8 protein-coding genes are annotated in these 13,495 nt (G+C 48.7%); 7 read left to right on the forward strand and 1 reads right to left on the reverse strand.

Annotated features, from left to right (window positions below):
* The first annotated feature begins 353 nt into the window (after positions 1 to 353).
* The 7 genes from HQ393_RS15965 to HQ393_RS15995 all read left to right on the forward strand — a co-directional run bounded on the left by HQ393_RS15965 (position 354) and on the right by HQ393_RS15995 (position 12,590).
* Positions 354 to 3,146, forward strand: a complete 2,793-nt coding sequence (locus tag HQ393_RS15965; RefSeq protein WP_281361472.1) for a chitinase C-terminal domain-containing protein — start codon at positions 354 to 356, stop codon at positions 3,144 to 3,146.
* 1,427 nt (positions 3,147 to 4,573) lie between these two features.
* Entirely contained in the window at positions 4,574 to 6,574 is a 2,001-nt protein-coding gene (locus tag HQ393_RS15970; protein WP_246307912.1) for a glycosyl hydrolase family 18 protein, read from the forward strand.
* A gap of 170 nt (positions 6,575 to 6,744) precedes the next feature.
* Positions 6,745 to 8,106, forward strand: coding sequence for an EAL and HDOD domain-containing protein (locus tag HQ393_RS15975; protein ID WP_179356510.1), 1,362 nt, complete (start codon positions 6,745 to 6,747; stop codon positions 8,104 to 8,106).
* Between the two features lie 110 nt (positions 8,107 to 8,216).
* Positions 8,217 to 8,900 carry a response regulator transcription factor gene (locus HQ393_RS15980; RefSeq protein WP_179356512.1) on the forward strand — a complete coding sequence of 228 codons (684 nt, stop codon included), beginning with the start codon at positions 8,217 to 8,219 and terminating at the stop codon, positions 8,898 to 8,900.
* A complete protein-coding gene (locus HQ393_RS15985; protein ID WP_179356514.1) occupies positions 8,846 to 10,153 on the forward strand; it encodes a sensor histidine kinase in 1,308 nt (435 codons plus the stop codon). Before HQ393_RS15980 ends, HQ393_RS15985 begins: the two co-directional genes overlap by 55 nt.
* Positions 10,154 to 10,231: 78 nt before the next feature.
* Entirely contained in the window at positions 10,232 to 10,954 is a 723-nt protein-coding gene (locus HQ393_RS15990) for a phosphatase PAP2 family protein (RefSeq protein WP_179356516.1), read from the forward strand.
* 4 nt (positions 10,955 to 10,958) lie between these two features.
* On the forward strand, positions 10,959 to 12,590 hold the full coding sequence (locus HQ393_RS15995; RefSeq protein ID WP_179356518.1) for a phosphoethanolamine transferase: 1,632 nt from the start codon (positions 10,959 to 10,961) through the stop codon (positions 12,588 to 12,590).
* Positions 12,591 to 12,810: 220 nt separating this feature from the next.
* Here HQ393_RS15995 and HQ393_RS16000 read toward each other — a convergent pair whose 3' ends face one another.
* Positions 12,811 to 13,440 (reverse strand): nucleotide-binding protein, encoded by a 630-nt coding sequence (locus HQ393_RS16000; protein ID WP_179356520.1) that lies wholly within the window; start codon positions 13,438 to 13,440, stop codon positions 12,811 to 12,813.
* Positions 13,441 to 13,495 lie beyond the last annotated feature (55 nt).

The raw sequence follows: 13,495 nt of genomic DNA on the forward strand, positions 1-13,495 counted from the left end.
GCATATGCTAATGATGTATTGCACTTGAATTTTGCTGCAAAAATAATCAATAAAAACATAGCTATACTTAAAATATGATGCGACGCACAAATTTCTATGGTGGTCTTTTCGTAGTATTTTGTAGTTTGCTACGTGATGCCCCCGTGCTGCAAATCACAATCGATTAAACGGGTGTTGACAAGAATATTGGCTTGGGGATTAATCAATCTAACTGGCGGCGCGTGGAAATTGGTCTGGGCGCTCTAGCATTAAAAATCGCCCAAATCTTACAAAAGGGTGACAAGCAGACATTAGCGGTTAAGACCACTTCACTACTAATGCCAATGCCATTTATAAAATCGGAGGAGACATCAATGTCCCGTTTCAATCGTCTTGCACTTGCCGCATTACCTGCTGCAATGTTTGCTGTATATGCCTACGCTGCCCCAGCTTGGCAAGAAGGCACTACGTATACAGCTGGTGCCGTAGTTAGTTATAAAGGGAATGACTATTCAGCTTTGGTAGCCCATACCGCTTATGTAGGTGCGGGTTGGACTCCTGATACAACACCTACTCTGTGGAAACTGATTGGCGCTTCGACTGGCTCTACACCAGCTCCTACTGCAGCACCAACAGCTGCTCCTACTTCTGCGCCAACTGCAGCACCAACCACTGCGCCGACAGCGGCTCCAACCGTTGCTCCAACCGCAGCGCCTGTGACTGGCTGTGGTACGACAGCGGCTTGGGACTCTAGCAAAGCTTATAGTGGTGGCGCTGTTGTTTCATACAACGGCCGCAAATTCTCTGCTAAATGGTGGACACAAGGTAATGTACCTTCTGCTGCTGATCAGTGGGGTCCATGGAAAGACGAAGGCGCGTGTGATAACACTGCTACGCCAGCTCCAACTGCAACTCCAGTTGTAACTGCTGCGCCAACGGCAACACCAGTAGTTACCGCAGCGCCGACTGCGACTCCAGTTGTGACTGCAGCTCCAACTGCAACGCCTGCTGTGACCACTAAACCAACGGCTACACCTGTTGTGACCGCTGCTCCGACTGCAACGCCAGTGGTGACTGTTGCTCCAACTCCGGTTGTAACTGTTGCGCCAACACCAACACCAGCTACAACTCCAGTAGTCGGTAGCAACGAAGCTTGCCGCCCAGATGGTTTGGTATCTGAAGTAGCAAACGTGCCTTATTGCGCGGTATACGATACAAATGGTCGTGAAAAACTGGCTAATGGCCTGAACCGCCGCATCATTGGTTACTTCACCAACTGGCGTACTGGTAAGAATGGCTTACCTTCTTACCTCGCTAAAGATATCCCATGGGATAGCCTGACTCACATCAACTATGCATTTGCGCATATTGATAGCAATAACCAAGTTTCTGTAAATGCATCTGCGCCAGGTAATGAATCAACTGGCATGGTATGGGATGGTTCTGACGGCAAACCAGCAATCGCTGGCGCTGAAATGGATCCAACGCTGCCATACAAAGGTCATTTCAACCAACTGAATAAATTCAAAAAACAACACGCTGGCGTGAAAACGCTCGTGTCGATCGGTGGTTGGGCTGAAACTGGCGGCTACTTCGCTGCTGATGGTAGCCGCGTAGCTTCTGGTGGCTACTACACCATGACTACCAATGCTGATGGCTCAATCAACACTGCCGGTATCAATGCATTTGCTGATTCAGTTGTGACATTCCTGCGCACTTACGGCTTCGATGGCGCGGATCTGGACTACGAATACCCAACAACAATGGATAAAGCTGGTAACCCATTGGATTGGTCTGTTTCTTCTCCACGTCTGAAAGGTCTGCAAGCGTCTTACCGCGAATTGCTGCGCGTATTGCGTAACAAACTCGATACTGCTGCGGTTCAAGACGGCAAATACTACATGCTGACGATTGCGTCTCCATCTTCTGCGTACTTGCTGCGCGGTATGGAATCGTTCCAAGGTGTTAAATACCTTGATTACGTGAACATGATGACGTACGACTTGCACGGTGCTTGGAACGAGTTTGTTGGTCCAAATGCAGCGCTGTTTGACGACGGTAAAGATGCTGAGCTGGCTAAATGGTCTGTTTACACTACAGCTCAATACGGCGGCATCGGCTACCTGAATACAGATTGGGCATTCCGTTACTTCCGCGGCGCATTGCCAGCAGGTCGTATCAATGCCGGTGTTCCTTACTACACTCGTGGTCATAAAGACGTAACTGGCGGCACGAATGGCCTGTGGGGCACTTCACCAAAATCAACAAACTGCGGCCCAGGTCTGACAGAGTGTGGTGTTGGTGCGGTGGGTATCGATAATATCTGGCACGATCTGGATCAGAACGGCAAAGAGATGGGCGCTGGTTCTAACCCAATGTGGCACGCGAAAAACTTGGAAAAAGGTATTGCTGGTTCTTACCTGAGCCAATTCGGTCTGTCTGCTGCTGATCTGACTGGTACTTATGTTCGTAACTACGATGCAACTCTGGTTGCCCCATGGTTGTGGAATGCATCTAAGAAAGTATTCATCTCTACGGAAGATGAGCAATCTATCCAGAAGAAAGCTGACTGGATCGTTGCGAATGGCGTAGGTGGTGCAATGTTCTGGGAGTTGGCAGGTGACTACGACTGGAATGCGGCAAAAGGTGAATACGTACCAGGTACAACATTGACCAAACTGTTTGCATCTAACTTCAAAACCGCGACCCCAATGGGTAACAAACGCGCTAAGAAAGCGATGCCAACAGAGACCGTTGATCTCGTATTTGATATGACTAACTTCAAACTGGGCGATCAGAACTATCCACTGAACCCAACGCTGAAGATCACTAACAAATCAGCTACGGCGATTGCCGGTGGTACGAAAGTGCAATTCCAGTACTCTGTTGCTGCACCAGGCACTATGTCTGACCAATCAGGCGCTGGTCTGAAAGTAGTGGCTTCTGAGCATACTGGTAATAACGTAGGCGGCTTCAAAGGCGACTTCCATACTGCTGAGTTCAGCTTGCCAACATGGCAAACCCTGGCTCCAGGCGCAAGCATGGACATCGTGTTGAACTACTCATTGCCAATCACAACACCAAGCAACTTCGTGATTACAATCGGTGGCAAAACCTACGCAATCAAAGCTGAGTACCCACAATTGCCAGCTGCTACATTGCAATAATCCAAGTTAATCTTGGGTATTAATGAGGCACCCTTCGGGGTGCCTTTTTTATTGCGCTTGAATTTTCTCGGGTTTGAGCGTGTTCTGCCGTCAGTACGACTGCTTTATTGTTGCTATGAAAGACGCGAACAGCTTGGTTTTATTGGCGAATGGAAGCCAATAGAAGTCAACAACAGTGCTCCGCGCTGCCTCCCTTGGTGCTTTACCCAGGCTAAACCAAAGCCAAGCATGTCTCGTGTCTTGTTGTTTCGAGCGGCGAGATCAACTGTTTGCCTACTGCCGTACGGATTTTTGAACCTTGCAGAGTTGAGTCTCTGGACTGAGCGCCCAAAGCGAGCCACGCTGGACAGAAACATAGAATGAGCACATTGCTGATTGAGGGTATATCTATGAAGGCTAATATTTTATTGATGTGTATCTATATACCCATTATGAAATTGAGGCCGTGGTGCCGAGTTGATTTTGGGGCCGAAAGCATTGTCCCCGCTCTACGGGAGGTGAGCGTTTAGTTTGGGGCTAGGTGTGGTCTAACCGCTGAGTCTAAGTTGGTGTGTGCGCACTGCGTTTGCCGCATTAGCTCATGGTTCGCGCTCTCGAATCATAAAAGCCTCAGCCTACGCTGCCACTCAAGGCTTAAGGCGCTTGCCGTTGTGAGTTTTAAATTCAACGAACTCAGGGCTTGGGCCAGTCAATTAATAGAGATATTAGAGACTAATGCGTTGAATGGCTGGGGTGTACGTTTTTGTTGCGAAGTGAAAAAGCACCCCACAAGTAAATGACGCGAGTGAAAATGGATATTTAGAATGTGTGATGCAAATCACATCTGCAGGTAGAGGTTTATTTTGTTTTGCCACAGATACCAGTTGCTGACGAATATTATTTTTTTCTGATGCTATTTGAATTTCGAGTAAGTTTTTTGTCTCTGACGAATGTGTTTTTTATTGGTAATTTAATAGAAAGCAAATTCAGCCTGCCTCGTACAGTAAAACCCCAGTCGGTTCTAAAAAAACCAAAAAAATTTGCGTAGTTATATCGGGGTGAACTACATAACAAGGAAAAAAAAGCTACATCATTATTTGCTAATGTTGCGATTGCACATCCATAAAACCTGCTTTATATCTAGATTTTATGCGAAAATAGAACTTAATTGGTGCGATGCACAAATTTAAAATTTATGTAGTTGGTAGTATTTCTTAAAAAAAGTTAATGCGGGTTGAGTGACAAAAAAACTTTCTAAAAAAAGGGTGTTGACAAGAATTTCGGTTTGGCGATTAATACATATCAACGCGATTCACTACACGGTGAGTGGCAAAGTCGAAGAGCCAAATACAGCAAAACCTTTCGTTTAGCTGACTGGCCGCAAGATCTGGTTAGTACCAATTGCATTGCGCGAGTGATGCCAAAACAAATGAGGATGGAGACCCTTTATGTCGCACTTTAATCGTTTTGCTGTAGCTGCAATCCCTGCTGCCATGATGGCTGTTGCTAGCTTCTCTTATGCGGCTGACGCATGGAAAGAAGGCACGACCTACAACGCTGGCGCAGTTGTTTCTTATTCTGGTCAAGACTACCAAGCACTCGTTACGCATACTGCATACGTTGGTGCTAACTGGAATCCAGCCTCTACGCCAACTTTGTGGAAAGCAGTAGGTACTGCTTCTGCAACAGCTGCACCAACTAGCGCGCCAGTGGTTACTGCGACTCCTAAACCAGTTGTGACTACTGCTCCAGTTGTAACACCAACTGCTGCTCCAGTAGTTACACCAGTAGCGCCTGCTGCAGGTTGTGACAATGTTGCTGCTTGGGATGCTGCTAAGGCTTACTCAGGTGGTGCTACTGTTGCTTATAACGGTAAAAAATTCTCAGCTAAATGGTGGACACAAGGTCAAGCACCTAATGCTGCTGACCAGTGGGGTCCTTGGAAAGATGAAGGCGCTTGCAGCGGTTCATCTGCTACAGCTGCTCCAACTACAGCTCCGACAGCAGTTCCAACTGCAACGCCAGTAGGTCAAACGCCTGCGCCAACAGCGGTACCAACTGTAGCGCCAACTGCAGCTCCAACTGCGGTACCTACCGCGGCTCCAACGCCAGTTGCGACTTTGGCTCCAGGCCAAGAAGTTGCTGCTCCAACTAAACCACAAGTGGGTTCTTACTTCACTCAGTGGGGCGTGTATGGTCGTGACTTCCAAGTTGCGGACATCATCAGCAACGGTTCTGCTGCTCACCTGACATTCATTAACTACGCATTCGGTAACATCTACGAGAAAAATGGTGGTTATGAGTGCGGTATCGTCAACAAACTGGAACCAGGTGCAACTGATGCGAATGCAGCAGGCGCTGGTACCGGTGGCGATGCTTGGGCTGACTTTGGTCTGACTGCTAAACGTCGCGTTGATGCTTCTGACACGATCAAGTGGGATGATCCATTGGCTGGTAACTTCCGCGAATTGAAAGCGTACAAAGCTAAATATCCAAACACCAAATTGTTCATCTCTTTGGGTGGCTGGACTTGGTCTAAGTGGTTCTCTAAAGCTGCTGCAACTGATGGCCTGCGTAAACAATTGGTTAAATCGTGTATCGACATCTACATCAAAGGTAACTTGCCAGTGGTTGATGGCCGTGGCGGCGTAGGTTCTGCTGCTAACATCTTCGACGGTATCGATATCGATTGGGAATTCCCAGGTGTAATCGGCCAGCCATACAACAATGTATCTGCTGCCGATAAACAAAACTTCACATTGTTGCTGGCTGAGTTCCGCAAACAATTGGATGAAATCGCATCTGCTAACCAGAAGAAATATCTGTTGACCGTAGCGATCGGTGTGGGTAAAGACAAGATCGACCAAACTGAGCCACGTGAATACAGCCGTTACCTCGACTGGATCAACATGATGACGTACGACTTCAACGGCGGTTGGGCTGCTCAAGGTCCTACTGACTTCCAGTCGCACTTGTACGCTGACCCAGCTAGCCCGAACTACTTGGATCCAAAAGACCCAAGCAAACGTAGCCTGACTTCTTACTACAACATCGATGATGCAACTAACCAGTTGTTGAACGCTGGCGTGAATCCGAAGAAATTGGTAGTAGGTATACCATTCTACGGTCGTGGTTGGACTGGTGTGACTAACGCGAACAACGGTCTGTACCAAAAAGCAACTCAAGCTGCACGTGGTACTTACGAAGCAGGTATCGAAGACTACAAAGTACTGAAAAATGCTGCGGGTAACGAATTCGTTCACCCAACAACTAAACAGTCTTGGAAATTTGACGGTACTAACTTCTGGTCTTATGACACACCAGCAGTGATCCAAACTAAGATTGACTACGCTAAAGCGAAAGGCTTGGGCGGTATGTTCAGCTGGTCTCTGGATGGTGATGACAGCCAAGCTACATTGATGAAACAAATGGGTAAAGTTGCTCAGTAATTAGCTATCCCTGAGCTCCCGCATTAGCGGGGGTTTAGAGCAGCAAAAACAAGGCCTGTTCAATGCGAACAGGCCTTTTATTTTGCCCTTGGGTCAACAAAATACCGCGATGCAACTGAATTGAGCGCCATGCTCGCTATACTGAAATCCAGCTTCTTTCGAGTTGGATCATGGGTAAGCTATTTAATCGAATATTGTCTGAGTCAGGCAAGGCGGAGCCAGATGCATTTGAATTATTGAATGCGCTCTCGCCTCGGCAGGAAGAAGTGCTGGCGCATGAAGCGGCTCACAGTGCCGACACGAAAACCATCCTGTGCCGTGAAACCATCGTCAATCGCGATGAGCGGGTCGTTGGGCACGAATTTATGCTCAAAAAGGCCATCACCAATCGGGTGTATTTGGGGCATGCAATGCGCCGCTTGTATGACCAGGCCTTGGTCAGTCAGTTGGTCGGCATGCCGATGGCGCAATTATTGGGTCATCGCTTTGCGCTGGTGAGTTTTGAAGCCCAACATATTTTTGACCCCAATTTACAGTATTTACCGGCTGCGCAATGCGTATTGATTTTGCGTTTTGGTGAGGATGACGTTAGCGCAGAGGTGGTCGAGCAGGTCACACAATTAAAGCAAATCGGCCTGCGCTTTGGCATTACTGCGCATGAATGCGCCAATGGTGGCATGGCACAATTGGTCAATGAATTAGAATTTGCGGTACTCGATTTACAAGAAGAATGGACTTTTGCCGCTGATGTTGTGCAATGGCTGAGCGATCATACCCATTTGCAGCTGATTGCCTGCCACATTGATTCAAGCGAAGCCTTTGATTCAGTCCGGCATTCGACTTTGCTGGGCGATCGGGTCGCTTATTTTCAAGGCCCATTTATTAGTGCACGCAGCCGCTGGGAAGAACAAGCGCCGCAAGTGATGCGCTCGCAAGTTTTATTGCTACTGCATCTGATCCGTACCGAAGCGGGCACGCTGGAATTAGTCGACGCGCTCAAGGCCGACCCGATTTTGTTTTATAAGCTGTTGCGCATGGTGAATTCTCCTGCTTTAGCTTTGGCGCAAGAGGTTACGACCGCAGAGCAGGTCTTGAAAACACTGGGGCGCGATAGTTTGTATCGCTGGCTCACTTTGTTGCTCTATAGCGCAGATACCAATCCGATTCATGATTTGCATTTTTTAGATGCCGCACTGCTGCGTGCGCGCATGTTGGAAAATCTGGGCTTGCAGCGGCTAGGCAAGGAGGAGGCCGAGCAGTTATTCCTGATGGGCACTTTGTCTTTGATGGATGCGCTCTTGCAAAAGCCCTTGGCGCAGGCGTTGCAAGTCTTGGTATTACCCGAAGCAATTTCTACCGCCTTGCTCAAACGACAAGGCCCTTATTTTCCTTATCTGCAATTGGCATTGGCCGTTGAGATCCAAGATAAAAATGCCATCGCCCGGTTGGGCTCTGCGCTGGGTTTAAGCGTTACAGATATATTGCGGTGTCGTTCTGATGCCCTGCTCTGGCTTGAGAAGTTTCATCGCTAGCGGGGTATTGCTCTGAAATTCAATCATTAAAAGATTTTCCTGCTTATACTTCGCTGGGTATTTGGTGGCGCGATAAATCGATTAAACTGCTTGCTGCTTGGAGTGGTGCGATGAATGCCAAAATTTTAATCGTCGAAGACGATAGCCAGATCTCTGCCAATATTTATGATTACCTCAGTGCGCGTGGCTTTGTGCCTGACGCCGCACCCAATGCGCAAGTCGCGCTGCACTTACTTGCTGAGCAGCGTTTTGACTTGATCGTTCTCGATCTGGGCTTGCCGGGGATGAGTGGCCTCAGCTTGGCGCAACATCTGCGACGGGATTTACTGATCGCGACCCCAATTTTAATGCTCACCGCCCGTGACACCTTGGCCGACAAAGAGGCCGGTTTTGACGCTGGCGCGGATGATTATTTGCTCAAACCATTTTCGCTGAAAGAACTTGAATTGCGGATCATGGCTTTGCTGCGGCGCGCTAGTGGCAAGGTGGTCGAGCAAGAGCTTCAATTCGGACAACTTCGTCTCGATGTCAAAACTGGGCAGGCCTATTGGCAAGAACAAGCATTGAAGCTCACGCCCAAAACCATGCTGTTGCTGCAGACGTTTTTATTAAACCCGCAAACCTTATTGACGCGTGAACAACTGGAGTGCGCAGTATGGGGCGAGCCGCAAGACAATAGTGATTTGCTGCGTCAGCATTTGACGCAGCTACGCCGACTGCTGGGTCAGCATGACGGAGCATGCCCGCTGCATACGGTGCATGGCCGTGGCTATATGCTGGTGGCGCATCCATGATAGGGCTGCACGCCAGTTTGCGGCGTCGAGTCGCATTGGCTTTTGCCGGTTTAACTTGCGTCTCTTTATTGGCTTTGGCGCTCGCTATTCTGATTTCGTCACAAGAGCGCGAAGAACAATTGATTGATGAGGTGGTTAATCGCACCTTAGATGGTTTGACTGCGCAATGGCCCATTAAAGGGCAGATTTATTTGCCCAGCACCCTGTATTTTTATCATGCACCCATGGGCCAGATTCCCGCTGGTCTGCCTGCGGCGCTGGCAAACTACGCCATTGGCGATGGTGAGTATGTGAGCAATGGAAAGGAGTTTCATGTTGGTGTGCGCGAGCTGGCGGGGGAGCGCTTTTATGTCTTATATGACACCCAAGTACATGAGCAGCGAACTCAAAATGCCTATATTGGCGTGCTGTTTGCGGTCATGGTGCTCAGCTTGCTGGCTTTAGGATTGGGATATTTTCTGGCAGGAACAATTTTACAGCAGCTCACACGGCTGACCGAATCAGTCGAGCTGGGTAAAGAGCTAGATACCAGCGCGGCACTAGATCGCGAAGTCGCTATTTTAGCCCAGGCGATCGCTCGGTCGCGGCACGAGAACCAGTTGCTCTTGCAGCGAGAGCGCGATTTTACTTCGCACGTGGGCCATGAATTGCGCACACCTTTAACTCGGATACGAACGAGCGCGGAATTTCTGCGTGAAACCGCGCAGTTAGCGGTGCCTGAATTAAAGCGATTAAGCCAGATTGAAGGCGATGTCGATGAGATGCAATCGCGTCTGACTGCGCTATTATTTTTAGCGCGAGATATTCGTGCGGTGAATCCAGTTCGTCATGATTTACCTTTGATACTGGATGCCGTCTTGGCTGGCTTTGCCGAGCAAAAGCCTCAGGTGCAAAGGCAGGTGCAATTGCAGGGTGATCCGCATATCGTGGCAGACCCACAATTGCTGGGAATGTTGCTCGAAAACCTGATTGGCAATGCATTGCGTTATACCGAGCAAGGGCATATCCGGGTGAGCTGGCAAGATGGCGTGCTGACCGTGTCGGATACGGGGGCGGGTATCGCCAATGAAGACTGCGATCGCGTTATGCAGCCCTTTGAGCGGGCGAGTGCTGTCAGCGATGGCTTTGGCTTGGGGTTGGCGATCGTGCAAAAAATCTGTGATGCCCACGGTTGGCATTGTCGGTTGCAGAGCCAGATTCAGGTGGGCACAGCGCTAACAATCGATACAGAAGCCAATCATAAAACAGCTTAGAAAATAGGCTGCCCTTTCTCACGAAATAATCACTGCCAGCAGATTATTATTGATGATCCCCTCACTTATTCTGCAAAAATGAAGCATTTACGACAACTTACCCTTACGTTCTGGTTGCTGCATTTGGGCATCCCACTGCTATTTGCAGCTGTGATGCTCTGGTTTTATCCGCAAACCAATTGGGATATTGCTTTAATTTCTCCTTATTTTGATGGCACAACGCATTCTTTTTACCTAAAAAATAATTTCCTGCTCGACGGGGTAATGCATACGGGCGTGAAAAGCGTGCTGTTTTTAGGGCCGATTCTAACGATAGCGGCTTTGCTGTGGAGTATTAAAAATCTCGCGCTTCGCCCGTATCGTCGCCGCCTGTTTTGGTTGTTGGCCGGGCAGTTTTTTGGCGCGCTGGTGGTGTCCTTGCTGAAAAAAATCAGCATTCATGCCTGCCCGTGGGATTTAAAGATGTTTGGCGGATACGCCCCATTTTTGCCCTTATTTGCTGATTTGCCGGCGGGTATGAATCCTGGTCGTTGTTTTCCGGGGGGGCATGCCTCGGGCGGGTTTTCGCTGTTGGCCTTTTATTTTGCCTTGCGCGACGATTATCAGCGTTGGGCCAATTGGGCCTTGGTGATTGGCTTGCTATTGGGCTCTGCGATGGGGTGGGCGCAAATGATGCGCGGCGCGCATTTTCTCTCGCATAATCTATGGACGATGTGGTGGGTGTGGATGAGCTTATTGTTGCTGTATCTGGTGTGGCCGCCCGTGAAAGATCGTCCAGTTATTGTTGCGCAGAAGGATTGATGTAATGCGTTGGCGTATTCGTAGTGAACAACTTACCGTCGTAGTGACCTTGTTTATCTTGCTGTGCTGCAATTTTGTGTTCTGGCAGCGCATGATTAGTTACACCCAGCCGGATTCTTTCGCAGGCTGGCTGTTTATTGGTGTCGGTTTTGTATTTTTATTTTTAGTGCTCAATACCATTCTGACGCTATTGGCTTTGCCTTATGTATTTAAGCCGGTGATCAGTGTCATTTTGATCGTGTCTCCCTTTATTGTGTATTTCATGAGCCAGTTTGGCGTGATGATCAACGCAGGCATGATACAAAACGCGGTGGAAACTAATCCTGCTGAAACTCGTGATTTACTGACGCTCAAAATGCTGGTGTATGCCGTGATTTTGGGCTTGCTGCCGCTTATCGCTTTATGGCGCACCCAAATTGAGTTTCGTTCTGCTCGACGTGAGGCCGTGATCAAGGGCGCGATTGTTGGTGCTTCACTCGTGTTCTTGGGCTTAATTGCAGCGGGGTTTTATAAAGACTTTGCCTCGCTATTTCGTAACCACCGTGAATTGCGTTTTGTACTGGTGCCAAGTAATTATATTCAGGCTAGCTTGAGCTATGTACGCCAAAGCCGTTCATTAACGCCCATTGTCGTGCAGCCCATTGCCGAGGATGCCAAGCTGGGCGCGGCGTGGGCAACGCGCAATCGACCTTCTCTGACGGTATTGGTGGTGGGGGAAACGGCGCGTGCGGCTAACTTTTCGCTCAATGGCTATGAGCGAGACACGAATCCAGAATTAAAAAAAATCCCGAGTTTGATCAATTTCCCCGATTTTCATTCTTGCGGCACGGATACTGCGGTGTCTGTTCCTTGTATGTTTTCGATGTTTGAGCGTGCGGAGTATAGCGACGATAAAGCGAAACGGAATCAAGGTTTGCTTGATGTGATGCAGCGCGCGGGTTTGAGTGTGACTTGGTGGGATAATCAATCGGGGTGTAAAGGCGCTTGTGATCGCGTGCCCAATCAGGTGCTATCGCAAACACCCGATGCGGCATTGTGTCGGGATGGGGAGTGCTGGGATGAAATGCTGCTGAAAAACCTGCCCGCGCAAATCGACAGTATTAGCAAAGAGAAAAAAAACGCGGTGCTGGTGCTGCATATGATGGGCAGCCATGGCCCCGCTTATTACAAGCGCTATCCACCGCAGTTTGAGAAATTCAAACCCGCCTGCAATACCAATCAAATGGATAAATGCAGTCAGGGCGAGATTATGAATAGCTATGACAATACCTTGCTGTACACCGATTATGTCTTGGCCAATTTGATCAAAATACTTGAGGCTAACGAAACCAAGCTAGATACTGCCATGATGTATGTTTCGGATCATGGCGAATCTATTGGTGAACGTGGTCTATACCTGCATGGATCACCCTATGTCATTGCCCCGTCGTATCAAACACACATCCCTGCGGTGATGTGGTTTTCGCCGCAATATCTGCAAAGCATGAAGCTGAACTCCGCTTGCCTCCAGCAAAGAGCTACGCAATCGGCCTCCCACGATAATGTATTTCATTCGATGCTGGGATTGCTGGATATTGAAACGAAAACTTATAAATCAGAGCTGGATTTATTTGCTGGCTGCAAAGTAAAACAATAAAAAAAAGAGGCCTAGAGCCTCTTTTTTTTATTGGTGACAAAATCTGCTCGCATCGCGAGGACTCCCCTCAAGGAGGGGATGAGAGGGGTGGGAATAAAGCAAAAGGCGGTTGATTGATTGTTTGGTATATTTAGGATCGGCTTTGCCGATACTTCAAAATGCTGCATCCCACTCAATTTACCGCCGCAAAGAGGCCTAGAGCCTCTTTTTTATTGTCGCTTCATTGCCGTTTTAGCGCCCATTCAATGAGAGGTTTCCATTCGTCGCGATCACGCTGAGTTTTACTCTGGGGCAGATCAAACAGCGTCATGCCGCGCTGAATGGTTTGGTTGTAGAGTTGCGTATCGCGAATGCAAGTAATCAATGGAATATCAAATTTTTTGAGAAATTCAGGCAATTGCTGCGCGGTTTGCGTGCGCGAATTGACCCGCATCCCCACTACGCCCACTTGTACTTCTTCGCGGCGAATGGCTTTCATTTCGGCGAGTTCTTCAAAGAAATCGGCGCTGGCCCACAAATCAAACGCTGAAGGCAAAATCGGCACAATGACGTGATCGACGATTTTCAGTACTTTTTTGAGTTTGCTGCCGCTAAAGCAGGCTGGCGTATCAAGTACGGCGACTTGACATCCTTTGGGGGGGCGGGCGATTTGGTCATCACCAATGTCCCAGCGGGCAATTTGCGGTAGTTGTTCTGAGCGTAAATTTAGCCAGTGATGACTGGAGTGTTGCTTGTCCAAATCGCCCAACATCACATTGGCTTCTTGCCACGCAAACCAACTTGCAAGATGAGTTGAGAGGGTGGATTTGCCGCTCCCACCTTTGGGATTGGCGATCAGGATCTTTCGCATAGCATGTACAACCAAAACAAAAAGCGAGACTGATTATGGCAGAGTTTGTCAGGCT

This window comes from Chitinibacter bivalviorum, assembly GCF_013403565.1.
Lineage (GTDB): Bacteria > Pseudomonadota > Gammaproteobacteria > Burkholderiales > Chitinibacteraceae > Chitinibacter > Chitinibacter bivalviorum.